Annotated in this window: 22 protein-coding genes; 11 read left to right on the top strand and 11 right to left on the bottom strand. The window is 65.0% G+C overall.

Annotated elements, in window-relative coordinates; translation table 11 throughout:
* Nucleotides 1–16 precede the first annotated feature (16 nt).
* The 3 genes from JMJ54_RS08205 to JMJ54_RS08195 all read right to left on the bottom strand — a co-directional run bounded on the left by JMJ54_RS08205 (nt 17) and on the right by JMJ54_RS08195 (nt 2,456).
* Nucleotides 17–574 carry a hypothetical protein gene (locus JMJ54_RS08205; protein ID WP_203537682.1) on the bottom strand — a complete coding sequence of 186 codons (558 nt, stop codon included), beginning with the start codon at nt 572–574 and terminating at the stop codon, nt 17–19.
* A gap of 40 nt (nt 575–614) precedes the next feature.
* Entirely contained in the window at nt 615–902 is a 288-nt protein-coding gene (locus JMJ54_RS08200) for a hypothetical protein (RefSeq protein ID WP_203537680.1), read from the bottom strand.
* Between the two features lie 108 nt (nt 903–1,010).
* Nucleotides 1,011–2,456, bottom strand: coding sequence for an aryl-sulfate sulfotransferase (locus JMJ54_RS08195; protein ID WP_203537678.1), 1,446 nt, complete (start codon nt 2,454–2,456; stop codon nt 1,011–1,013).
* A 255-nt stretch (nt 2,457–2,711) separates the two neighbouring features.
* Here JMJ54_RS08195 and JMJ54_RS08190 point away from each other — a divergent pair, with 255 nt between their 5' ends.
* On the top strand, nt 2,712–3,038 hold the full coding sequence (locus tag JMJ54_RS08190; protein WP_203537677.1) for a BON domain-containing protein: 327 nt from the start codon (nt 2,712–2,714) through the stop codon (nt 3,036–3,038).
* Nucleotides 3,039–3,102: 64 nt separating this feature from the next.
* On the opposite strand, the gene JMJ54_RS08185 is transcribed toward JMJ54_RS08190, so the two are convergent.
* Nucleotides 3,103–3,345, bottom strand: a complete 243-nt coding sequence (locus tag JMJ54_RS08185; protein ID WP_203537675.1) for an RNA-binding S4 domain-containing protein — start codon at nt 3,343–3,345, stop codon at nt 3,103–3,105.
* 149 nt (nt 3,346–3,494) lie between these two features.
* Here JMJ54_RS08185 and JMJ54_RS08180 point away from each other — a divergent pair, with 149 nt between their 5' ends.
* The 4 genes from JMJ54_RS08180 (at nt 3,495) to JMJ54_RS08165 (ending at nt 6,869) form a co-directional block, all read left to right on the top strand.
* Nucleotides 3,495–4,415: a DUF808 domain-containing protein gene (locus JMJ54_RS08180; protein WP_203537673.1), complete on the top strand. Its 921-nt coding sequence runs from the start codon at nt 3,495–3,497 to the stop codon at nt 4,413–4,415.
* Nucleotides 4,416–4,481: 66 nt separating this feature from the next.
* Nucleotides 4,482–5,174: an acid phosphatase gene (locus JMJ54_RS08175; RefSeq protein WP_203537670.1), complete on the top strand. Its 693-nt coding sequence runs from the start codon at nt 4,482–4,484 to the stop codon at nt 5,172–5,174.
* Between the two features lie 175 nt (nt 5,175–5,349).
* A complete protein-coding gene (locus JMJ54_RS08170) occupies nt 5,350–6,510 on the top strand; it encodes a hypothetical protein (protein WP_203537669.1) in 1,161 nt (386 codons plus the stop codon).
* Between the two features lie 38 nt (nt 6,511–6,548).
* Entirely contained in the window at nt 6,549–6,869 is a 321-nt protein-coding gene (locus JMJ54_RS08165; protein WP_203537668.1) for a ubiquitin-like protein, read from the top strand.
* A 64-nt stretch (nt 6,870–6,933) separates the two neighbouring features.
* Here the strand turns inward: JMJ54_RS08165 and JMJ54_RS08160 are convergent, their stop codons facing one another.
* Nucleotides 6,934–7,689 (bottom strand): enoyl-CoA hydratase/isomerase family protein, encoded by a 756-nt coding sequence (locus JMJ54_RS08160; RefSeq protein ID WP_203537667.1) that lies wholly within the window; start codon nt 7,687–7,689, stop codon nt 6,934–6,936.
* Nucleotides 7,690–7,834: 145 nt separating this feature from the next.
* Complete coding sequence (locus JMJ54_RS08155; RefSeq protein WP_238999982.1) at nt 7,835–9,202, bottom strand: amino acid permease; 1,368 nt, start codon at nt 9,200–9,202, stop codon at nt 7,835–7,837.
* A 327-nt stretch (nt 9,203–9,529) separates the two neighbouring features.
* Between JMJ54_RS08155 and JMJ54_RS08150 the strand changes: the two genes are divergently transcribed.
* Nucleotides 9,530–11,383, top strand: coding sequence for an ABC transporter ATP-binding protein (locus tag JMJ54_RS08150; RefSeq protein ID WP_203537665.1), 1,854 nt, complete (start codon nt 9,530–9,532; stop codon nt 11,381–11,383).
* A gap of 65 nt (nt 11,384–11,448) precedes the next feature.
* Here JMJ54_RS08150 and JMJ54_RS08145 read toward each other — a convergent pair whose 3' ends face one another.
* The 3 genes from JMJ54_RS08145 to JMJ54_RS08135 all read right to left on the bottom strand — a co-directional run bounded on the left by JMJ54_RS08145 (nt 11,449) and on the right by JMJ54_RS08135 (nt 13,218).
* Entirely contained in the window at nt 11,449–12,000 is a 552-nt protein-coding gene (locus tag JMJ54_RS08145; RefSeq protein ID WP_203537664.1) for a hypothetical protein, read from the bottom strand.
* Nucleotides 12,001–12,124: 124 nt separating this feature from the next.
* Nucleotides 12,125–12,508 (bottom strand): DUF1289 domain-containing protein, encoded by a 384-nt coding sequence (locus JMJ54_RS08140; protein ID WP_203537663.1) that lies wholly within the window; start codon nt 12,506–12,508, stop codon nt 12,125–12,127.
* A gap of 53 nt (nt 12,509–12,561) precedes the next feature.
* On the bottom strand, nt 12,562–13,218 hold the full coding sequence (locus JMJ54_RS08135) for a DsbA family oxidoreductase (protein WP_203537662.1): 657 nt from the start codon (nt 13,216–13,218) through the stop codon (nt 12,562–12,564).
* 146 nt (nt 13,219–13,364) lie between these two features.
* Between JMJ54_RS08135 and JMJ54_RS08130 the strand changes: the two genes are divergently transcribed.
* From JMJ54_RS08130 to JMJ54_RS08115, 4 genes are all read left to right on the top strand, one after another.
* On the top strand, nt 13,365–14,135 hold the full coding sequence (locus tag JMJ54_RS08130) for a DUF1223 domain-containing protein (RefSeq protein WP_203537660.1): 771 nt from the start codon (nt 13,365–13,367) through the stop codon (nt 14,133–14,135).
* A 39-nt stretch (nt 14,136–14,174) separates the two neighbouring features.
* Nucleotides 14,175–15,122 (top strand): pseudouridine synthase, encoded by a 948-nt coding sequence (locus JMJ54_RS08125; RefSeq protein WP_203537658.1) that lies wholly within the window; start codon nt 14,175–14,177, stop codon nt 15,120–15,122.
* Nucleotides 15,123–15,267: 145 nt separating this feature from the next.
* Entirely contained in the window at nt 15,268–16,599 is a 1,332-nt protein-coding gene (locus tag JMJ54_RS19435) for a methyl-accepting chemotaxis protein (RefSeq protein ID WP_203537656.1), read from the top strand.
* 436 nt (nt 16,600–17,035) lie between these two features.
* Nucleotides 17,036–18,229 (top strand): GGDEF domain-containing protein, encoded by a 1,194-nt coding sequence (locus JMJ54_RS08115; RefSeq protein ID WP_203537654.1) that lies wholly within the window; start codon nt 17,036–17,038, stop codon nt 18,227–18,229.
* Nucleotides 18,230–18,239: 10 nt separating this feature from the next.
* Here the strand turns inward: JMJ54_RS08115 and JMJ54_RS08110 are convergent, their stop codons facing one another.
* Complete coding sequence (locus tag JMJ54_RS08110) at nt 18,240–19,451, bottom strand: glycoside hydrolase family 18 protein (protein ID WP_203537653.1); 1,212 nt, start codon at nt 19,449–19,451, stop codon at nt 18,240–18,242.
* Between the two features lie 168 nt (nt 19,452–19,619).
* Nucleotides 19,620–19,823, bottom strand: coding sequence for a hypothetical protein (locus JMJ54_RS08105; protein WP_203537651.1), 204 nt, complete (start codon nt 19,821–19,823; stop codon nt 19,620–19,622).
* A gap of 126 nt (nt 19,824–19,949) precedes the next feature.
* Here JMJ54_RS08105 and JMJ54_RS08100 point away from each other — a divergent pair, with 126 nt between their 5' ends.
* Nucleotides 19,950–21,920, top strand: coding sequence for a hypothetical protein (locus JMJ54_RS08100; RefSeq protein WP_203537649.1), 1,971 nt, complete (start codon nt 19,950–19,952; stop codon nt 21,918–21,920).
* Nucleotides 21,921–22,193 lie beyond the last annotated feature (273 nt).

Below are 22,193 nucleotides of genomic sequence, written 5' to 3'. Positions count from 1 at the left end.
TTCGAGCCCGAACGAGCTATTGCCAAGAGGGGGTCTTGTCAGTACAGGGACCAACATACTCGGCGACACTGGTCGTTGTTGTGCGCTCGCTAACCCGGCCCCCCTTCATCATGACCATGCGTTGTACCGATACGATTCGCTCAGACGCAACCGTGTTCTCTGTCGAGACCTCCATATTGATCCCATCGGCCTGACACTTTTGACGCCAAGAGGCGCTCGCACTCGTATCGATGATCGCCTGCTTGATGTCAGATACGGTGCAAACCGACGGAGGTCGACTCGATAACCCACCGTCATCCGCCAGCGATGGGTTCAACCAGTAACGCGATTGCGCAACTTCCATCGGCATACAATAGCTGCGCCTTGTAAGCGGCGAACTGGCCGAACCAGCCCTTTCAATGGTGACCACGAAATCCCAAGCCCCTAACTTGGGCCCGTAGGCCGGCGGCTTACCCATGGCTGCATAGCCCGCCGGCATCGGCGAAGCGAGATAGGTCCAGCCTTTTTTCAAGGTAACCGGTGCGCGCGTGGACTCACGCAGATCAAGCAAAGCACGGCCTTCGTAATTGGGCATTTGCTCAAACCGGTAAGCGCAGAACGCCAGCACCTCATTGCTAATGCACCGGAGCGACCCCGCGAGCGCAATTTTTTGCAAAAAGCGGCTCTAATTCTTTTGAGTCTGCTTGACGAAAAATACAATCGCCCCCGCACAACTTTCGCCACGAGCCATCGGCGCTTTTTTGCTCAATAGACCAACCGCCTTGCGCCTGAGCCAAAAAGTAAATCTCACCGGGGGCCCGCCCGTGCCCCAGCGACTCATAAGTCCCGACATCGGCTTCACCTATAGCGCCAGCATTGGCAAAGGTAAGCCCGAAAACGGCCAAACCGATCATTCGAATCATCGGCATCTCGTGCGAACTGGATGTTCAACAAATATATGCCACGAAGCAAAAGGCGCCCGGCCTAAGTCGGGCGCCCGCCATGCATGCCGATGATCTCTGCCTTAACCCTCAGCGCCCGCCCGCCTCCTCGCGCGTGGCAACGCAAAACGCCGAATCCGGCACGCCGGCCTGCACGCCCTGTACCGTCACTTCGCGCCGCCGCTCGTTTGCGGCGCCGGGGACGCGGAACGAGGCCGGGACCAGCCGTTCGACGGCCGTTTCCACCGGTTTGGCCAGCTGCGGCACCCAGTCGTACGGTGCACGGTAGGCGCGGTAGACCAGATGCAGCGGGTAAGTCTTGCCCTGATAGGGGCTGAGGTATTCCCACACCAGCTCGTGGTCGGCGGTGACTTCGAAAATCCGGCCGTTGCTGCCCTCGGTAACCAGCGTGTTGCCGTTGGGCAGGCGCTGGGCGCTGCTGACGAAGGGGCTGTAGAAGCGCTGGGCGTCGAGCGGAATCACGAAGCCCGCTTCGGCCGGCGTGTATTGCCAGACGATGTCCAGTGTCACCGGATCGATTTCGAGCACGCGCGAGTAGTCACGGCGCACGTGCTGCAGTCCGTCCGGCGACGCCGGGTGCGGCGCGCCGTAGCCGGCCCAGCCGCCGTTGTCGAACACCAGCAGGTTGCCCTCGCCGGGCAGGCCGCGCGGGATCAGGTGCGCGTGGTGCTGGCCGATGATCCAGCCGAGCTTTTTCTCGGCGTCGTTGCCGTCGTAATCGGGGCCAAGCCGCCATGCGATGGCGCCGCTCTGCTTGTCGACGATGGCGATGATGTTGGCCTCGCGCGCATCCCAGATCAGGTTGTCCGGGTGGAAGCGGACGTCACCGGCGTCGTAATGGCGGTTCGGGCCGAGTGCCGAGAGCGAATTGATGTGCAGCCAGTCGCCGACCTGCCGGTCGGCCAGCTGGCGCAGATTGGGGTTCTGGAACAGCGCCGTGCGGGCCGCGTCGGAAAAACCCAGCTCGTCGATGTGATCGCTGGCGCGCCATGACCACAACAGCTTGCCGTCCCAGTCGACTTCAACGATGCGGTCGTCGAGCAGCAGATGCTCCGAGATCGCCGGGTTGTGCACTTCCTCGTGCACCAGCAGCAGGGTGTTGCCGCCGTCGACTTGCGGCGTCTGCCCCGGCGCGTAGTAGCCGACCGGGTTGCCGGCGCGCTGGTAGTCGTGGTGCTGGCGCGCGACCCAGCGGGTTTCGCTGCCCGGATCGCTCACCTGTTCGAGCTGGCTGAAGCGCCAGGCAATCTGGCCATCCCAGTCGACCAGGACCAGATCGACCTGGTCCTGGAACGCGTGCTTCGGATCACGGTTGGCTGTGCTCGCCAGCAGGAAGCCGCCGGGGAGCAGCTTGGGCGGAAAACCCTGCAGGTCTTTCCACACCTGCACTTCGCGGCCGTTCAGGTCGAGCAGCACGACGCCGACATCGGGCGCATGCAGCACCGTATAGCCCGGCCACGCCTTGTCGGGGTTGTAAACGGTGACGCCGGTCGGGTAAACGCTGGGGTGGCCCATGAATGCAGTCCTGTGAGGTCGGACGTTCAAATCAGCAAACGCCATGCCAGACGAAAACCCGCACAAACCGCGCCATCCGGCCTTTCGGTCTGTTGATTTCCCAGCAGGATGCTGATTTTTCAACACCAATGCTGCTGCGCTAGCAACAGCCGGCAAGTCGAGGCGACTTTTCATCTGCGTGAAACACAACGGCAACACAATCGCGGGCACCGGGCGCTCCGCGCCTGAAAACAATGACCCTCAGGAGATGTGCCCATGAAGACCGCTCTTACCCTCGGCCTTGCCGCTGTCCTCGGCCTGTCGCTTGCCGCCTGCAGCACTGCGCCGGAAAAAACCGCTGCGCCGGCCGTCGCCGAAAAACCGGCCGCGCTGAAGGACGCCGCACTCGCCGCTGCAGTGAAGACCGCGCTCGACGCCGACCCGACGCTGAAGGGCTTTGACATCGCCGTCACCGGCAAGGGCGAAGACGTGAAGCTCGACGGCAGCGTCGCCACCGGCCAGGACATGGCGCAAGCCGGCATGATCGCCGAGAAGGTCAAGGGCGTGCGCTACGTCGACAACAACCTGATGCCGAAGAACTGAGCACCGGTTGCTGCATGTAAAAACGGCGTGCCCTCGGGCACGCCGTTTTGTTTGCGTCCTGCGTTCATTCGTCGGCGACAGCGTCGGTGCCCGCGACCACCTTGATCAGCACCGCGTCTTCGACCTGCACCTGCATGCCCGGGCGGATCTTGTTGGTCTTCCTGAGTTCCTGAACGCCGTTGACCATCACCACGCCGCTGGCAACCAGCGCCTTGCCGGCCGCACCGCTGTCGACGACACCGCACAGTTTCAGGAGATCGTTCAGCGCGATGTATTCGTCGTAGATTTCGACTTCAAGCGTTTGCATGGCGGGTCCGGCGGCAGATTCGTAAACCCCGATTCTAGCACCCGGCCATCGTCCGCCCGACTGCCGCCGCAGCATGGCACTGCCAGCCACAGGCCGATCGCGCATAATACGCATCCCGAACGCTTTCCCTTACCGACAGGAACACCGCAATGGCAGGAACCAGCCTACTGGCCTTGATCGACGATATCGCCACCGTCCTCGATGACGTCGCCGTGATGACCAAGGTCGCCGCCAAGAAAACCGCCGGCGTACTGGGCGACGATCTGGCGCTGAACGCCGAGCAGGTCTCCGGCGTGCGCGCCGAGCGCGAGCTGCCGGTGATCTGGGCGGTGGCGATGGGTTCGGTGCGCAACAAGCTGATTCTGGTACCGGCGGCGCTGGCCATCAGCGCCTTCGCGCCGTGGGCGGTGATCCCGCTGCTGATGGTCGGCGGTGCCTACCTGTGCTTCGAAGGCGTCGAGAAACTGGCGCACAAGCTGTTCCACGGCAAGGACGAAGCGGCACATGCCGAGCTGATCGAAGCGCTGGCCGATCCGGCCGTCGACCTCGTCGCCTACGAGAAAGACAAGATCAAGGGCGCGATCCGCACCGACTTCGTGCTGTCGGCCGAAATCATCGTCATCGCACTCGGCACCGTGGCCGAGAAAAGCCTCGGCACCCAGTTCGCCGTGCTTGCCGGCATTGCCGCGATCATGACCGTCGGCGTTTACGGTTTCGTCGCCGCCATCGTCAAACTCGACGACATCGGCCTGCATCTGGACCGCACCAGCAAGAGCGCCGCGCTGCGCGCCTTCGGCCGCGGCCTGCTCGGCTTCGCTCCGTGGCTGATGAAGGCGCTGACCGTGGTCGGCACAGCGGCAATGTTCCTCGTCGGCGGCGGCATCCTCGCCCACGGCCTGCCGGTAGTGCACCACGCGATCGAAGCCGCAGCCGCCGCCAGCGGCCCGGCCGGTTTCATCGTTCCGACCGTGCTGAACGGCCTGTTCGGCATCGTCGCCGGTGCCGTCGTGCTGGCCGCCGTGTCGGTCTTCGGCAAGATCGCCGGCGCGTTCAAGCCCAAGGCCGCCTGACGCGGTCATCGGTCTGCAATCTCGCAGGCCTAGGCTGCGGGGTTTTCGTCCTGCCGGAAACCCCGCATGCGCCTCACCTTCGCCGCCCTCGCCCTGCTCGCCTCGCTGGGCTTCACCCCGGTCCATGCCGCCGACGCCCAGCCCTTCATCACCGCCAAAGACGTCGACCTGACCCGTTTCCTGCCGGCGCCGCCGGCGAACGATTCGGCGCAGACCAAGGCGGAAATCGCCGAGCTGCTGACGATACAGTCCTCGCGCACGCCGGCGATGGAAGCCGCGGCCAAGGCCGATGTGGTCGAGAACGTCTGGCGTTTTGCCGACGTACTGGGCCCCAGGTTCAACGAAGCCGCACTGCCGGCGTTCTCGGACTTTTTCGCCCGCGTGGTCGAAACCGAAGGCGCCGTCGTCGATCCGGCCAAGGACTACTGGAAGCGGCCGCGCCCGCACATGCTGAACAAGGACATCAAGCCGGTGGTGAAGCTCTCGACCTCGGGCGCTTGGCCGTCCGGGCATTCGACCGTCGGCTACCTGATGGCCACGGTACTGGCGAGCATGGTGCCCGAGCAGCGCGACGCACTGTTCGCCCGCGCGGCGGCCTATGCCGAAAACCGCATCGTCGGCGGCATCCACTATCGCTCCGACACGGTGATGGGCCGTACCGCCGGCGCGCTGATCGCGCAGCGTCTGTTCCTCGACGCCGACTTCCAGGCCGGTTACGGCCCCGCCCGCGCCGAGCTGCGCGCGGCACTCGGACTGTAAACACCGGCGGCTGGCGCTGTTTGATGACGCAATAGCTTACAAAAATCATCAAAAATAGCGCAAACATCAAAACAGTAAATTACTTGATATTTACTTGATAATTTAGATTTCGGCTTCAATCCTTGAAGACGGCGCCAGTACGCCGAGGACACGTCCACTCTTCATGGAGGTTGCTGTGCAGAAAACCCTTATTGGTCTGTTGCGCCGGCTGGCGCTCGCCGGTGTCGTCGTGGCTGCCGTCACGGCCGCGCCGGCCTTCGCCCAGCCCAGCTCGGGCACGATCCTGAGCATCGACCAGATGGCCGGCGCCGGATCGAACGGCAAGCTGTTCGCCGTCGACAGGCAAACCGGCACACGTACCGTGCTGTCCGACCTCGGCCAGTCCGGCCTGGGCGTGCTTGGCCGGGATCCGAATGCCATCAGCTGGCTGCCGCAAACGCTGCTCGCGCCCGGTGCCATCCTGCTGAGCGACGGCAACGGCGGCTCCGGCCAGCGCGGCGCCGTGCTCAAGGTGAACCCGAACACCGGTACACGGACCCTGCTCAGCGACTTCGGCAACCCGGCCTCCGGTCCGCTCGGGCTGTTTCCAAGCGGCGTACTCGCCGTAGGCGGCCTGCTGGACCTGTGGGCCACCATCTACGTCGTCGACCCGTTCGCCGGCACCGATGCCGCCGGCGGGCTGTTCAAGGTCCGCAGCGACAACGGCCAGCGCACGCTGCTGTCCGATTTCGGTGATCCGGCGCAGGGACCGCTGGGCGTCTACCCCGACAGCATCGCGCTGCGTCCGGCACTGCTCGACGACCTGCTCGGCCACGAACTCGTCGTCGCCGATGCCTCGGCTGGCACCGGCACGCGCGGCGCGGTCTTCATCGTCAGCGCCGTCACCGGCACCCGTACCCTGCTGAGCGATTTCGGCAACGCCAGCCAGGGCACTGTCGACGCGAATCCATTGAGCGGCCCGGTCGGTGTGGCCGTCTCGCCGGCGTGGTCGGCACAGTCAGGGGCGATCTATGTCGTCGTTGCCCAGGCAGGCACGCAAAAGAAGGGACTGCTGGTCAGGGTCAACCCGATCAGCGGCCAGCGCACGGTGGTTTCCGACTTCGGCAACACCGCCTACGGCCCGGCAAGCAACGGCCTGCAGCCGGGTTCGCTGAGCTGGGGCAGCCCGGGCAACGACCGGGTGCTGGTGCAGGACGGCAACGCCGGCACCAGCAATCTCGGCGCGCTGTATTCGGTGGACCCGGTTTCCGGCCTGCGCACGCTACTCAGCGATTTCGGCAACACGGCCTCGGGCGCCCTCGGCAACCTGCCGGCCGGCCTGACCATCGTTCCGTGACCCGGCTTCGACCCCCGAATGCGACAAGGAGTAAGCACATGAACACGCTTCTGCAAAAAGGCCATTTCCGCATGAGTGCACTGCTGGCCGTGGCAGCGATAGTCATCGGCGCACAGGCCCATGCCTTTCCGATCAGCGTCAAAACGCTGACCGGCGGCGAGACCATCCCGCTCGAGGTAGAGCCGAGCGACAGCATCGAGAACGTCAAGGCCAAGATCCAGGACAAGGAAGGAATCCCACCCGACCAGCAGCGGCTGATCTACGTGGGCAAGCAGCTCGAGGACGGCCGAACGATCTCGGACTACAACATCCAGAAAGAAGCGACATTGCATCTGGTGCTGCGCCTGCGCGGCGGCTAGCGCACCCTGGAGGACCGGCACCCGGCAAAGGGGGTGCCGGTTTCTTTTGAGGTGTTGCGGGTGGTCAGCGCTGTTTCAGCCGGGCAACCAGCGCCCGCATCGTCGCCTGCGTCTCGTCGGACCACCAGCGCGCCTGCACGTCGGCCAGCGGCATCGCCGCCGGATCGGCGTAGGCGGCATGCAGGTCGGCCCGGGTAATGGCCCGCGTCGCCAGCATTGCCTGCCGCGGCAGGGCCAGCCGCTGCCGCAGCCACGCAAGCGCCTGCGGCACCACCGCGTCGGTGTCGGCCAGTTCGTCGACCATGCCGACCTCGAACGCCCGCGTAGCCGGAATCATCGCCCCGGCCACCACCAGCTGTTCGGCATGACGCGGGCCGGTCAGCCGCCGCAGCGCCAGCTGCAGGCATTCGGGCACGACCAGGCCGACCTGAACCTCGTTCAGGCCGATGCGGAAATCGCCGGCCGCCATCACCCGGTAATCGCAATGGATCGCCATCACCGCACCACCGGCCGGGCTGTGGCCGGTGATCGCCGCAACCACCGGAATCGGCGAGCAGGCGATCGCGGCGAAGATGCCGAAGAAATCGGCCCAGACCGGCATCAGCGCATCGCGGTCGAGCGCCAGCAAGGCCGGCACGTCGAGGCCGGCACTGAACATCCCCGGCGCACCCGACAGCACCAGCCCGGCCACGCCCTCGGCCGGCGCGGTCTCGACCGCAAGGCGGATCGCCCGGATCAGTGCCGGATCGAGCGCATTGACCGGCGCGCGCGCCAGCCGGATTTCGCGGATGGCATCGGGATGGTCGATCAGCTGCAGCATGGCGGGCCCGGTGTGATGCTCGAAAACGCCATTATTGCGGCGCGTCCGCTGCCGGACGCCAAGGGCGTTCCCGCACTCACCCGTTTGGTGGGCACAAAAAAAAGGGGAAGCGAGGCTTCCCCTTTTTTGCATGCCTACCGGACTATCAGTGCTGCCGCGCGGCAACCCGGCGCTGCTTGATCACGTAACCACCCCACATCGCGAGCAGCCACACCGGCATCAGCCAGACCGAGACATTCATCCCCGGCGTCAGCGCCAGAATGACGATGATCATCGCCATGAAGGCCAGACAGACCCAGTTGCTGAGCGGGAACCAGAACGACTTGAACACCAGCTTTTCGCCCTTGGCGTCCATCGCCTTGCGGAATTTCAGGTGCGTCAGGCTGATCAGCCCCCAGTTGAGCACCAGCGCAGCGACGACCAGCGCCATCAGCACGCCGAGGGCTTCGGCCGGAATCACGTAGTTGATGATCACACAGGCGAAGGTCGCCAGCGCCGACAGCCCGATTGCCGCGACCGGCACGCCACGACGGTCGACCTTCAGCAATGCCTTTGGTGCGTTGCCCTGTTCGGCCAGACCGTAAAGCATGCGGCTGTTGGCATAGACGCCGCTGTTGTAGACCGACAGCGCAGCGGTCAGCACGACGATGTTCAGCGCGGTGGCGACCCAGCCCGAGCCGATCTGCTCGAAGATCATCACGAAGGGGCTGCCGCCCTGGGCGACCTGGTTCCACGGGAACAGCGACAGCAGGATGGTCAGCGCGCCGATGTAGAAAATCAGGATCCGGTAGATGACCTGGTTCACCGCCTTCGGAATGCTCTTCTGCGGATCGTCGGCCTCGGCTGCGGTGATGCCGATCAGCTCCAGCCCGCCGAACGAGAACATGATGATCGCGAGCATCCAGAACAGGCCCGAGAAGCCGTGCGGGAAGAAGCCGCCGTCGTTCCACAGATTGGTGATCGACGCCTGCGGGCCGCCGTTGCCAGACGCGAGCAGCCAGCCACCGAAAGCGATCATGCCGATGATGGCGGCGACCTTGATGATCGCGAACCAGAACTCGGTTTCGCCGTAGAACTTCACGTTGGCAAGGTTGATCGCGTTGACCACGACGAAGAACACCATCGCCGACACCCAGGTCGGCACCCCGGGCCACCAGTACTGCACGTAGACACCGACCGCGGTCAGCTCGGCCATGCTCACCAGCACGTACAGCACCCAGTAGTTCCAGCCCGAGAAGAAGCCCGGGAAGTCGCCCCAGTACTTGTAGGCGAAGTGGCTGAACGAGCCGGCAACCGGCTCCTGCGCGACCATCTCGCCGAGCTGGCGCATGATCATGAAGGCGATGATGCCGCCGATGGCATAGCCGAGGATCATCGACGGGCCGGCGGCCTTGAGCACGCTGGCCGAGCCGAGGAAGAGCCCGGTGCCGATGGCGCCGCCGAGCGCAATCAGCTGGATGTGACGGTTCTTCAGCCCGCGCTTCAGACCGTCGTGTTGGGTTGCGTCAGCCAAGATTGGTATCCCACTTAACATGAAAAGGTGTATGGAACCATCAAGTGTACGTTGCTGTCGTCGCCGGTTTCACTGAGGAAACTCACTATTTGCGCGGTTGCGGCGACACCCGGCTGTGCCCGGCTTGCCCGATTGCTGAACATTACGACGGTTAATTGCTCAAATACCCAGGCAAATGCAAGCTGGCCTCTGGCTTGCCGTAATCTGTTTGTTGTATTTTGTACGGTCGCCCGGCACGCCACCGCCATCCCCGGCGCGCGCGGGGCGAGTCACCGGGACGGCCGGCCACAAGCCGGTCGTCCCGCCGCCAAGATCGAAGGAGTCATCTTGTTCAACTGGTTCGAAAAACGGGTCCAGCCCTATCCCGACGCGCCCCCGGTCCAGCCACCGCAGGGCTTTTTCGCCTTCGTCTGGGCGGGCACCGCCGGCATGCGCGGGCTGATTGCGCTGGTCATCCTCCTGACCGCGGCGATCGGCGCGTTCGAAGCACTGCTGTTCTCGATGATGGGCACCATCGTCGACTGGCTCGGCAAGGTGCCGCCCGCCGAACTGTGGTCGCAGCATGGCGGCAAGCTGTGGCTGCTCGCCGGCATCCTGCTCGCCAGCCCGCTGCTGATCGCGCTGCAGGCACTGTGCAAATACCAGGCACTGGCCGGCAATTTCCCGATGCGCCTGCGCTGGAACTTCCACCGCCACCTGCTCGACCAGAGCATGAGCTTCTATCAGGACGAGTTTGCCGGCCGCGTCGCAGCCAAGGTGATGCAGACGGCGCTGGCCGTGCGCGAGACGGTGATGATCGTCACCGACATCCTCGTTTTCGTGGTGATCTACTTCGTCACCATGCTCGCCGTCGTCGGCACCTTCGACTGGCTGCTGGTGCTGCCCTTCCTCGGCTGGCTGGGGCTGTATCTCTGTGCCGTGTATTACTTCGTGCCGCGTCTGGGCAAGGCCGCCAAGGCGCAGGCCGACGCGCGCAGCCTGATGACCGGCCGCGTCACCGACGCCTACGCCAACATCGCCACGGTCAAGCTGTTCAGCCACGCGCAGCGCGAGGCCGGCTTTGTCAAAAGCGCGATGCAGGAATTCATGCAGACCGCCTACCGGCAGATGCGCCTCGTCAGCGGCTTCGAGATCGTCAATCACACGCTGAACATGGCGCTGATTGCCGCCACCGCCGGCATGACGCTGTGGCTGTGGACCAAGGGCCAGGTCGGCATCGGCGCGGTGGCCGCGGCCACGGCGATGGCGCTGCGGCTCAACGGCATCTCGCACTGGATCATGTGGGAAATGGCCAATCTGTTCGAACAGATCGGCACCGTGCAGGACGGCATCACCACGCTCTCCCGGCCGATTGCGATCACCGACGCCAGCGATGCCAAACCGCTGAGCGTGCCGCACGGCGAAGTGCGCTTCGACGACGTCAGCTTTGCCTACGGCGGCAAGAACAAGGTCGTCGACCAGCTGAACCTGACGATCCGGCCCGGCGAAAAGGTCGGCCTTGTCGGCCGCTCGGGCGCCGGCAAGAGCACGCTGGTCAACCTGCTGCTGCGCTTCTACGACCTCGAGCACGGCCGCATCCTGATCGACGGCCAGGACATCCGTACGGTGACGCAGGACAGCCTGCGCGCGCGGATCGGCATGGTGACGCAGGACACCTCGCTCCTGCACCGCTCGGTGCGCGACAACCTGCTCTACGGCCGCCCCGACGCCGACGATGCGGCGATGATCGCCGCCGCGCGCCGCGCCGAAGCGCACGAGTTCATCCAGACGCTGTCCGACCCCAAGGGCCGGCAGGGCTACGATGCCCACGTCGGCGAGCGCGGCGTCAAGCTCTCGGGCGGCCAGCGCCAGCGCGTCGCGATCGCGCGGGTCATGCTCAAGGACGCGCCGATCCTGCTGCTCGACGAGGCGACGAGCGCGCTCGACTCGGAAGTCGAAGCCGCGATCCAGTCCAGCCTGTACCGGCTGATGGAAGGCAAGACCGTCGTCGCCATCGCCCACCGGCTGTCGACGATCGCGGCAATGGACCGCTTGATCGTGCTCGACAAGGGCCGCGTGGTCGAGGAAGGCACGCACGCCGAACTGCTGGCGCAGCGCGGCCTGTACGCGCGGCTGTGGGCGCACCAGAGCGGCGGATTCCTCGGCGAGGAAGCCGAGGACGGCGAGGCGGTGGTCCAGTAACGCCACCGCAGACGCAAGAACGGCGCGTTCCAGGACGCGCCGTTTTTCTTTTGCGGGCAGACGCCTTACTGCGCGGCGGCCTGCTTCTCCGGCTCCGCATCCTTCGGCGCCGCTTCTTCCTTGATCTGGTACGACGGATCGCGCACCCAGCGCCCCAGATCCTTGCCGATCGCCGCGGCGCTGCGGTCGAGAATCGAGCACGTTCCCTTGAAGGCGCCGAACACGCCACCGATCGACCAGCGGTTGATCTTGGTCTGGCGCACCACCTTGCCGCCTTCGAGCAGCTCGGCGTTCACGGTAATCGCCTTCGGCCCGCTGAAGGCACCACCGCCGACACCGAGCACATGAGTGATCTGCAGCCGCAACACGGCCGCATCGCCAGCCTCGGCGGCTTCAGCGGCCGACGCCACGGTGCCGGTGCCTTCCCGGCTCAGCTTCTTCATCACTTCACCGACCCGCGTCGCCAGTTGCTCCTCGGGCTTGCACTCCTCCTTCACCTTGGCCACGACGCCGGCGTCGGCGTGATAGGTGACCGGCACTTCGAGCAGCACGGCTTTGTTGGCGGCGGGCGCGTTTGTCGCAGCGGCCAGCAGGCCGAGTACCAGCAGTTTCTTCATCGGGTCATCCATCGATCGGCAAGCGCGCTTGCGTTTTGAGTAAGGCGCGCATTCTACCCGAGGACGCCATCCCGATGACATTGCGGCCCGCCCGTATCGGCAATCCGGCCACAGCCCCAGTGGTTCAGGGCAGATCGCCGGTCCGGCCCAGCTGCGCGGCGCGATCGACGATGGCCGCACGCAGGCAGTCCGGGCACAGGCAGTCGTCCGCCGGCGGCCACGGCATGGCCGGCGGCAGATCGGCACACCAGCAGCCGCCGTCCTTGCCGCCGGTGCCGCAGCCGAAACCGCTGCCGCAGCGCGAACAGGTCTTGGCGCGCGCGGCCGGCGCCTGCAGACCACGCAACCGCGCCCACACCGCCGCCTTGCCGGCGTCGTCGAGCGTCGACCAGGCGGTGATTTCGGCAATGGTGCGACGACAGCCGCTGCAGGTCTGGCCGCTGGCATCGAGCGCGCAGCGCCCGACGCACGGTGAAGGCAGGCCGGGTGGCGAGGGTAGATCGGTCATGGCGAACGGCAGCAGATCGGCAAACCCCGATTGTACCGCCGCGCGGCCGCAGCTCAGCCTGCCTCGCCGCGGGCAATCTGCTGCAGGGCGTTGGCGAAGACCTCGGCGGGCTGCCCGCCGGAAATCAGGTACTGCTCGTTGACGATCACCGCCGGCACTGCGGTGATGCCTTGCTGCTGATAGAAGGCCTCCTCGTTGCGCACGGTATCGGCGTAGCGGTCGCCGGCGAGGATCTCGCGCGCCGCGTCGCCATCGAGTCCGACCGCGCCGGCCAGCCGGACCAGCGTATCGGGGTCGGCCAGATTGTCACCGTCGGTGAAATAGGCGACGAACAGCGCCTGTTTCAGCGCCAGCTGCAGCGCGGGGCCCTGCTCGCCGGCCCATGCCAGCAGCCGGTGCGCGTCGAAGGTGTTGTAGGCGCGTCGGCCCGCCATGTTGAAACGGATGCCCACCCCGGCGCCGCGATCGCGGATCGCCGCCTGGTTCTGCGCCAGCTGCGCCGCATCCATGCCGTACTTGTCCATCAGATAAGTCGCCACATCGTGGCCTTCCGGGCCGAGCTGCGGGTTCAGCTCGTACGGATGGAACTGCAGGTCCAGCGTCACCTCGTCCTTGACCGACTCGGCGGCACGCAGCAGCGATTGCAGTCCGATCGCGCACCAGGGGCACGAGATGTCGGAAACGAAGTCGATCTTCAGGGTGGTGGTCATCGCAGGGTCCTCGGGCGGCATTCGATCCGTCCAAGGTGCGGCCGGAATGCAGCGAATCAAGCCACACCGGATCAGCCGCCCGCCGACGGACGGTGTCATGCCGGCGCGCCCGGTACGACCAAGCGGTATCCACAAGGGAGAAACGGATGCAATTGAGGATCGTGGGCGCGATCGGCCTGTCGCTCGGGGCTTTGGCGCTCAGCACCCTGACGCTGGGCACCCGCACAGCAACACCATCGTGCAAGGGCGACAGCGGCCCGCAAAAAGTGCATCTGGTCGAGCTGTACACCTCCGAAGGCTGTTCAAGCTGCCCGCCGGCCGATGCCCGGCTGAATGCACTCGACGCGCCCGGCGTCGTGCCGCTGGCGCTGCATGTCGATTACTGGGACGGTCTGGGCTGGCGCGACCGCTTTGCCCGGCGCGAGTTCGGCGAACGCCAGCGCTGGCTGGTGGCGCAGGGCGGCGGACAGACCGTGTACACACCGCACTTCTTTGTCGACGGCCAGGCCCTGTTCGGCTGGCGCGACCAGCTGGCCGGGCAATTGCAGAACCGGCCGGCCGCACCGCTGCGGCTTCAGGTACAGGCAATGGCCGACGGCAGGGGGAACGTGCATGCCCGCATCGACAGCACCGCGCCTGGGCAGGCCGGACTGCAGCTGCTCGTCGGCGTGACCGAGGACGGCCTGCGCTCGCGTGTCGGTGCCGGCGAAAACCGTGGCGCCACGCTCGTGCACGACCACGTACTGCGCGTGCTCTCGCCGCCGCTGTCCCTGCCGGCCGGCGGCGGTACGGTCACGACGATGCTGCCGCTGCCCGACGACGCCCGTGCGCAGTTGCAGGTCGTCGCTTTCGTGCAGGATCCGCGCAAGGCGCAAATCGTTCAGGCAGTGCAAACACCACGCTGCACGCTGCGCTGAGGCCGGCTAAACTGGCGCTCCCGTCCCAGCCCAGCCGTCATGCCCCGCCCCGCCTCTCCCTTGCCGATCCGCGACGGCATCGCCCCAAGCTTTCTCGAACTGCCGCTGGGCGATTGGCCCGACCTGCTGTCCTACCTGATCGCACGGTTTCCGCACGTTGCCGAGGCGCAATGGGTCGAACGGCTCGATCGCGGTGCGCTGGTCGCCCCGGACGGCCAGGCCTATACGCTGACCAGCCCGTACCGGCCGTATACCCGCGTCTGGTACTACCGCGAGGTGTCGGCCGAGACGCAGGTGCCGTTCGACGCGCCGGTGCTGTATCGCGACGAGCACCTCGTCGTGGCCGACAAGCCGCACTTCCTCGCCTGCATTCCGGCCGGCCGGCACCTGAAGGAAACGCTGCTGACCCGGCTGCGCGCCAGCCTGAACCTGCCCGACCTCGCACCTGTGCACCGGCTTGACCGCGAAACAGCCGGCGTCATGCTGTTCTGCGCCACGCCGACGCACCGCGGGGTCTACCAGAAGCTGTTTGCCGAGCGCCGGATCTGTAAGGTTTATGAAGCCATCGCGCCATACCGCACCGATCTGGTGCTGCCACGATTGCACCGAAGCCGGCTGGCCGAGCGGCCGGACAACTTCACCATGCACGAAGTCGACGGCGAGCCGAACAGCGAAACGCGGATTGCCCTGCTCGAACACCAGGACGGCTGGGGCCGTTACCGGCTGGAGCCTCATACCGGCAAGAAACACCAGCTGCGCGCGCACCTGAACGCGCTCGGCATCCCGATTCGCGACGACCCGTGGTATCCGCTGGCCCTGGCCGACAAGGGCGACGATTTCAGCCGGCCGCTGCAATTGCTGGCTCGCTCGATCGCCTTCACCGATCCGGTCAGCGGCGAGGCACGGTGCTTCGAAAGCCCCCGAACCCTTGCGTTCGCATCCCAAAGCCAGCCGCTCGTCGGCACAAAGGGAACTTACCGACAATGAAATGAATGTCGCTTTGGCGCTTGCAAGTCTCTGATCTACCTTGATTAAGGGATGCGTAGATCGATGCGCCAACACCTTACGCGCTTCCCGCCGCCCAGGCATGCCCGGCTTCAAATCACACAATGGCGCAGTGGAGAGGTGCACGATGTTCAATCAATCGATCAAACGGCAACTGGCCGAACAGCAACGTACCGCAGCGACCCAGCGTGCGGTCCTCGACGCCATCGGCAAGGCGATGGCAACGATCGAATTCAACCCCGATGGCATGATCATCGATGCCAACGCCAACTTCCTGGCCACCGTCGGCTACCGGCTTGAAGACATCGTCGGCAAGCACCACCGGATTTTCTGCACCGCGCAGCACGCCGGCAGCCCGGAGTACGCGGCGTTCTGGCAGAAATTGCAGCGCGGCGAGTTCGTGTCCGGCCAGTTCAAACGCCTACGCAACAACGGCCAGCCGGTGTGGCTCGAAGCGTCGTACAACCCGGTGTTCGGCACCGACGGCCGGCTGCTCAAGGTCGTCAAGTTCGCCCAGGACATCAGCCAGCGGGTAGGCCAGTCACAGGAACGGGAAAACGAGATCAACGCGATCAACCGGTCGATGGCGGTGATCGAGTTTTCGCCCGACGGCCTCATCCTCACCGCCAACGAGAATTTCGTCCGGACCGTCGGCTACTCGCTCGACTGGCTCAAAGGCAAGCACCATCGCGTGCTGTGCGAGGAAAACTACGCCAACAGCGGCGAATACGCGCAGTTCTGGCGCCGGCTCAATCAGGGCGAGTACATCGCCGGCCAGTTCGAACGTCGCGGCGCGCAGGGCAAGGTGCTCTGGCTCGAAGCCTCGTACAACCCGATGTTCGACGACGACGGCAAACTCTACAAGGTCATCAAGTTCGCTACCGATTCGACCGCACGCGAACAGGGCATCCGCAGCGACGTCGAACACGTCAAGGAAGCCTACCGGCTGTCGGAGCAGACCGACGTCGTCTCCCAGCAAGGTGCCGGCGTGATCGAAACGGCGGCGGTCGAAATGCGCCACATTGCCGACAGCGCACGCAACTCGGCCCAATTGATCGAGGACCTGGGCGCACAGTCGGCCAGCATCTCGTCCATCGTCAACACGATCAAGGAAATCGCCGACCAGACCAATCTGCTGGCGCTGAACGCTGCCATCGAAGCCGCGCGCGCCGGCGAACAGGGCCGCGGCTTTGCGGTCGTCGCCGATGAGGTGCGCAAGCTCGCCGAGCGCACGTCGGCGTCGACGAGCGAGATTTCGGCAATGATCGAGATCATCCGCAACGGCACCACCTCCGCGATTACCGGCGTCAACCAGATGCTGAAACAGGCCGAACAAGGCGTCGAGCACGCCAACCATGCCGGCGTGGCGATCAACAAGATCCGCGAAAGCAGCCGGCAGGTCGTCGACGTGATCAACACCTTCTCGGCCGTCGCCTCGATCAAGCACAACAGGGCGTGACCCGGGCACCGCGAACCGAACCCCGCAACTGCGGGGTTTTTCATTTTGGGCCTTCGCGCAGCAGCCATCACCCGGCCGACCGCGCGGCCCCGGATGCATACCGCAATGCCGGCAAGCGTCACGCCCCCCGAAGCACGCGTGTCAGCAGCGCAACGCCGAGGCTAAGTAAAAACCCGCACCCGGCAATGTCGTTCGTTGCGCCAGCCCCCTGTCATCACCGGTCTTACTCCGCGTCCTTCCGGACAAGGCATTCCGGATGGATGGCGGCCTGCCTTGACCCGGCCAATCATCGGCCGGAAACATGCAAAATAGATAATCGATTCAAGCGGCTTGCCCCGCCCGTTCTTTGCAGAGAATCAAACTGTTGACGTAAAGACACAGGAACAAACTGCGCGTATCTTTTGCATTTAAATTACACACTGCTGTCTTTTATATCTTGTTCAACGCCACCATCGACGTCGCCACCACGCTGCTGTTCGCGGGCTTCTGCCACGCAATGATGGCCGGCGTGCTGTTGCTGTTCTGGCGGAATCGCCGTACCGGGGTCGGCTTCGGCTGGTGGGTGGCGTGCGAAGCACTGGTCGCCACCGGCCAGCTCCTTGCACTGGGTCGCGCCTGGTCGCCCGGCATCGCCATGGTGCTCATCGCCAACACCTGCCTGATCTTCAGTGTGCCGATGGTCGAAACCGGGCTGCGCACCTTTCTGGGTCAGCAGACGCGCGTTGCCATGCTGCGCATCTGGGGGCTGGCCGGCATCGTGTATCTGGGCTGGCTGCTCGGGCTGCTTGCAGGCTGGGAAACCGCCACCCGCGCAATGTGGTTCTCCGGCGGCCTGCTGCTTCAGGCCGGCTTCGCGGTGAACTACGTGCTGCGCATCCCGCGCAGCGGTGCAATGCGGTTGCCGATCAACCTGATGCTGACCAGCGTGCTGATGGTGGCGGGCGCCCTGCTCGCGCGGCTGTTCGTCCTCGCGCCGCAACTGGGCGGCACGTACAACATCCAGCACGACACCGCACTGGCGCTACTGAACATCAGCTCGATCTTCTCGGGCTTCTGCCGTACCTGCGCGGCGCTGATGCTGGTGCACACGCGGATCGAAGCCGAGCTGCGCCGTACGCAGGCAAGGCTGGAGGAACGCGCCAACACCGACTGGCTGACCGGCGTGGCCAGCCGGGACCATTTCGAGACCAGCGTCGCGCTGCTGCAGGCCAACGCCGCACGGGCCGGCTGCCCGGTCACGCTGCTGCTGTTCGACATCGACCACTTCAAAAGCATCAACGACAGCCACGGCCATCAGGCCGGTGACTTGCTGCTGCAGCGTATCGGCCAGTTGACCCGCGACGCGGTGCGTGACGGCGATCTGGTAGGCCGGCTGGGTGGCGACGAATTTGCCGTGCTGTTCTACAACTGCGACCTGTCCGCCGCCGAAGCCGTTGCCGACCGGCTGCGCGAACAGGTCAAGCTGCTGCCTACCCCCGGCAAGGCCGTCGGCCTGAGCGGCGGGCTGACGCTGCTGCAACCGGGCGAGCGTTTCACCAGCGCTTACCAGCGGGCGGACATGGCGCTGTACGCGGCCAAGGGCGCCGGGCGGAACCAGCTGAAAGCACTGGCCCCGCCACTCCCGGCCTGAGCCTTGCCGCTCAGTCTCGAATCTCGTCGTTGATCGCCCCGAACAGCTCGCGCTGCGGATCATGCGCGTACTCCCACACCGTCAGCCCGGCCAGCCGTTGTGCCTTCAGGTAACGCACCTTCTCGCGCAGGCTTTGCGGATCTTCGTAGCTGATGACAGTGTCGCCGTTGTACAGCCACGGTGAGCGGGCGACATTGTCCCAGTGGCGCACATAGCCGGGCTGGTTCAGGTAGTTCGCCTTGATCTCGCTCCACGACACGTCGGCACCGGCGGCCTTGAACTTCTGGAACAGGCCGTTCTCGGCGCTGCCGACACCGGTCCAGAGCGGGCCGTAGAACGGCACGCCCATCAGCAGTTTGGACGGCGCAATGCCGGCAGCCGTGTAGGTGCGCATTGCCTGATCCGAACTCCAGCCGCCGTAGGCCGGATCGTCGGGGCGCTGGAACAGGTTGGAGAAGTGGCCGGTGGTCGCGCTCCAGCTGCCGTACGCACCATAGGCGGTCACGGTGAAGTAGTCGACGCTGCGGGCGACGCGAGGCAGATCGTTCTTCTGCGCGAACCACGGGCCGGCCGGTACCGCGCTGGTCAGCTGGTAGCGCCGGTGCGTTTTCGCCGCCAGCGCATCCAGCGCGGCACGGGTTTCCTCGATCAGCAGCGGGTAGTTGTCGCGGTCCTTCGGGTCGCTGCCGATCGCCTGCCCCCAGTCCGGGCCGACCGGATACTGCCATTCGATGCCGAGACCGGACAGCTTGTGCCGCTCGACCAGCGCCACGGCACTGTCGACAAAGCGCTTGCGCCCCTCGGCCGTCATCGCCATCTGCGAGAAACCGTCCGCGCCGTAGCCGCCGATCGACAGGTTGACCTTCAGCCGCGGGTGGCGACGCTGCAGCTTGGCAACCTCCTGCCACAGGTTTCTGAACACCGGCGCCGGCTTGCCGTCGGGGCCTGTGCCCGGTTCGGTGGCGGGCACGTAGACTTCGCCACCGTTGCGCAGCGCGCCGAAGGCGATGTTGAGCTGGGTGATCGCCTTGCCGTCGATGTCGTCGGCACGCCAGTGGCGGCCGTCCGGCATCGGCCAGGTGCGGATGTAGGCGGCGACTTCCAGCCGCGACCGGTCACGGTCTCGCTCGTCCTCGTCGTCGCGATCGTGTGCGCCTGCCAGCGCGGGAAGGACAGCGGTGGCGCCGATCAGCCAGCCGAGCACCAGTTTGCGAATCTGCATTGTTTTTGACTCCTCCGGGGGTGATGGAGGCGGACGATGTCCGCCCACACGCCATTTATTTCGCAAATGCAAAACAAAAATGACATAGCCATTATTTATTGAGGGACTGCAAACTGCGCGAGACAGGGCAAGCCGGAGCAAATTCCGGTCAATGATCGACAACCTCGGTCAAATCCGGCCATTCAGTCGCCATTTGGCGGCGATCAGCGGCAGGAAACCCGCGCGGATTGCACCATCCGGCCGGGCTCGATACCAGTCCCCCCAGTGACCGCCGTGACGCGACCACCGCACCGGGATGCGGGCCGAAATCCGGCCGGCCATCGATGCCGCCGATACCGGCCGCAGCGATTCGAGCCGGTCAGGGCGATGCACTGCGCGCATCCCGACGATCGCCCGGTACGGCATCACGCATCACTTACGCACCGCCAATCCAAAAATTACATACATGCAAATTGCATAAGGTAAATTGCCCACTCCCTGATGAATGAGGAAGTGACCGTGGCCGACATGAACGCATTGCGACTCGAACTGGACAGTTTTCTGGAGCAAGCCAAGCTCAAGGACGACGCAACCCGCGCGCTGATGCTGAAATCAGCGAACGAGGCGTACCAGCTGATCAAGCTGTTCGAAAGCGGCGAAACCGATCCGGCCAAGCTCGCCGGCAATGCGCTCAACTGCATCGGCAATATGGCCAGCGTTGCGGTCGCGTTCGGCGGCGGCCCGCTGGCCGAAGGCGTCGTGATGGTGGTCGGTCTGCTGACCAAGATTCTCGGCCTGTTCAATCCGACGCCTTCGCCCGACCTGATGGCGCAGCTGACCAAGCTTTTGCAGGACCTGAAGGCCGACGAAGTGAAATCGGACATCAGGGCCGTCTGCAACACCATCGACGTGATTCTGAGCAAACTGACCGCCGAATCGGTCAAGTCCGGTTCGCTGAGCACCGGCCAGATCACCGATCTGAGTGATGGCAACAACACCGTCGCGCAGTATGCGCTCGACAAGGCGGGCCAGTGGCTGGCCTTGCCCGGCAGCTTCAGCAACGAGCATTGGGAAAACCTGTTCGTCGGCTGGGCCTATGTCGTGCTGAAGGACTTCTACCTGATGCTGCTCATGGTGGATCGGGCATCGGCCCGGCACGAGAAAGAGGACCCTTCGCTGCCCATTCCCAAGGCGGTTTATCAGGCCGCCCTGGCCGAACGCGCGGCGCAGCTGGCCGAAAAGCTCGATGCGATGGCCGAGCATCTGGCCAAGTACGGCGATTACTACGCAACCAGCAGGCACGACACGATCACCGGCGTGCGTTTCTACGGCTATTCGCTGCAGCAGCTGCAGGATCTCCATCCGCTGAAAAACGGTCAGGCACCGCAGGCGCTGACCGAAAACTGGCAGGATGCCGATCTCGGCTCGTTTGTACCGGGCGTGGAAGGCTATCCGCTGGCCATCAATGCGCAAACCCGGCGGGTCTGGGCCGTCAACAGCCAAGGGCTGCACTGCGGCTTCAGCGGCCAAATGCAGCAACTGCCGAGCGATACGGGCCGCATCGATGTCTCGCTGCTGCCCGCCCCCGTCAAGAACGGCAACGATCTGGTGCTGAGCGTCTCGCCGGATGGCGGTGTCTACCTCGACCAATGGAACGAAGCACAACAAAAGCTGGTGGCGCCGACCCTCCACGCGCAGATTGCCGGGCAGGGCCGGATCGTTTCGGCGCGTTTCTTCCGTGCGCCCGTTGGTCTGACTTATCAGGACCTGATTTACATCGTGCGCGTCAACGCGGCGACGGACTGGCACGAGGATGCAAGCGCAACGGTTGAACTGCAGTATCTGAGCGTGGCGGCTCTGCTGGCCAGCGCGAACGCGGCAGCAACGCCGACGACGCTGCATGCCTTCCAGACGCTTACCCAAGGGCAATGGGACGGCTCGCACAATCTGCACAACAACGACAAGGCCTATGTCGGCATCGCCGTCAGTGACGACTTTTGCTTCGTGCATTTCCAGCAACGGCTGGTGATCACCCAGCCGGATGCAAAGAAAAAGCTGTCCGCACTCCATTACATCCGCCATGCCGACCTGCTGAACCGGGCGCAATCCGCACAATGGACCGACCTGCCGCTGCCCGGCTCGCTGGCCTTCGGCACGCCGCGCGAAGACGGCGGCATGGCGATTCGCGGCATCAACAGCGTTCAGGCCTGCGCCAACGACATGCTGGTCATGTCGGCCGACTGGCAACGTGACAACAGCTACGGCAGCAACACCGACGGTGATCTGGACAACCAGTTCTTCCACCTGCGCCAGCGCGACGGCAAATGGGCATTTACCCAGATCGGTGGCGATGGCTACTTCATCACCAAACGCAATCGTGAAAGCTGGACGATGTACCTGCAGCTGCAGCAACTGGCCCGCAGCTTCGCCACCCAGCCAAACGAAGCGCTACGCGCAACCGAGCATCAGCCAAGCGATGCACTGGCCTGATCGCAGGCCGGACCGTGATGAAAAAAAACCCGCTCTGGCGGGTTTTTTTGCGCGCCCCCGTTCGACAGCGGCCGGCTGGCCTCGTCCGCGCGCGGCCTGCGCAAGCACAGACTCCGTCGCCGCTTGCCCTTCGCCCCACGGCCCGGCAGGTCCTCGTTCACCGACGACGTTTGGCCGGAATTGGCGTTACCGGCACCGACTTCAAGTCCTCCCGGAACTGTCGGACACCGCCGCACTCTGATGCGGGCGAGCCGGCGATGGCATCACCTCACC

This window comes from Jeongeupia naejangsanensis, assembly GCF_016865585.1.
In the GTDB taxonomy this organism is placed as follows: Bacteria; Pseudomonadota; Gammaproteobacteria; order Burkholderiales; family Chitinibacteraceae; genus Jeongeupia; species Jeongeupia naejangsanensis.
The sequence above is the reverse complement of the archived record's forward strand: the minus strand, read 5'-3'. Positions and strand labels throughout refer to the sequence as shown.

Coding starts and splice junctions, on each gene's coding strand:
- JMJ54_RS08160 (WP_203537667.1), bottom strand. CDS start 7,689: ATGCTGCAGCTGATCGACCATCCCGATGCCATCCGCGAAATCCGGCTG.
- JMJ54_RS19435 (WP_203537656.1), top strand. CDS start 15,268: ATGTTCAATCAATCGATCAAACGGCAACTGGCCGAACAGCAACGTACC.
- JMJ54_RS08200 (WP_203537680.1), bottom strand. CDS start 902: ATGATTCGAATGATCGGTTTGGCCGTTTTCGGGCTTACCTTTGCCAAT.
- JMJ54_RS08135 (WP_203537662.1), bottom strand. CDS start 13,218: ATGACCACCACCCTGAAGATCGACTTCGTTTCCGACATCTCGTGCCCC.
- JMJ54_RS08125 (WP_203537658.1), top strand. CDS start 14,175: ATGCCCCGCCCCGCCTCTCCCTTGCCGATCCGCGACGGCATCGCCCCA.
- JMJ54_RS08180 (WP_203537673.1), top strand. CDS start 3,495: ATGGCAGGAACCAGCCTACTGGCCTTGATCGACGATATCGCCACCGTC.
- JMJ54_RS08195 (WP_203537678.1), bottom strand. CDS start 2,456: ATGGGCCACCCCAGCGTTTACCCGACCGGCGTCACCGTTTACAACCCC.
- JMJ54_RS08175 (WP_203537670.1), top strand. CDS start 4,482: ATGCGCCTCACCTTCGCCGCCCTCGCCCTGCTCGCCTCGCTGGGCTTC.
- JMJ54_RS08205 (WP_203537682.1), bottom strand. CDS start 574: ATGCCCAATTACGAAGGCCGTGCTTTGCTTGATCTGCGTGAGTCCACG.
- JMJ54_RS08130 (WP_203537660.1), top strand. CDS start 13,365: ATGCAATTGAGGATCGTGGGCGCGATCGGCCTGTCGCTCGGGGCTTTG.
- JMJ54_RS08110 (WP_203537653.1), bottom strand. CDS start 19,451: ATGCAGATTCGCAAACTGGTGCTCGGCTGGCTGATCGGCGCCACCGCT.
- JMJ54_RS08145 (WP_203537664.1), bottom strand. CDS start 12,000: ATGAAGAAACTGCTGGTACTCGGCCTGCTGGCCGCTGCGACAAACGCG.
- JMJ54_RS08190 (WP_203537677.1), top strand. CDS start 2,712: ATGAAGACCGCTCTTACCCTCGGCCTTGCCGCTGTCCTCGGCCTGTCG.
- JMJ54_RS08165 (WP_203537668.1), top strand. CDS start 6,549: ATGAACACGCTTCTGCAAAAAGGCCATTTCCGCATGAGTGCACTGCTG.
- JMJ54_RS08140 (WP_203537663.1), bottom strand. CDS start 12,508: ATGACCGATCTACCCTCGCCACCCGGCCTGCCTTCACCGTGCGTCGGG.
- JMJ54_RS08185 (WP_203537675.1), bottom strand. CDS start 3,345: ATGCAAACGCTTGAAGTCGAAATCTACGACGAATACATCGCGCTGAAC.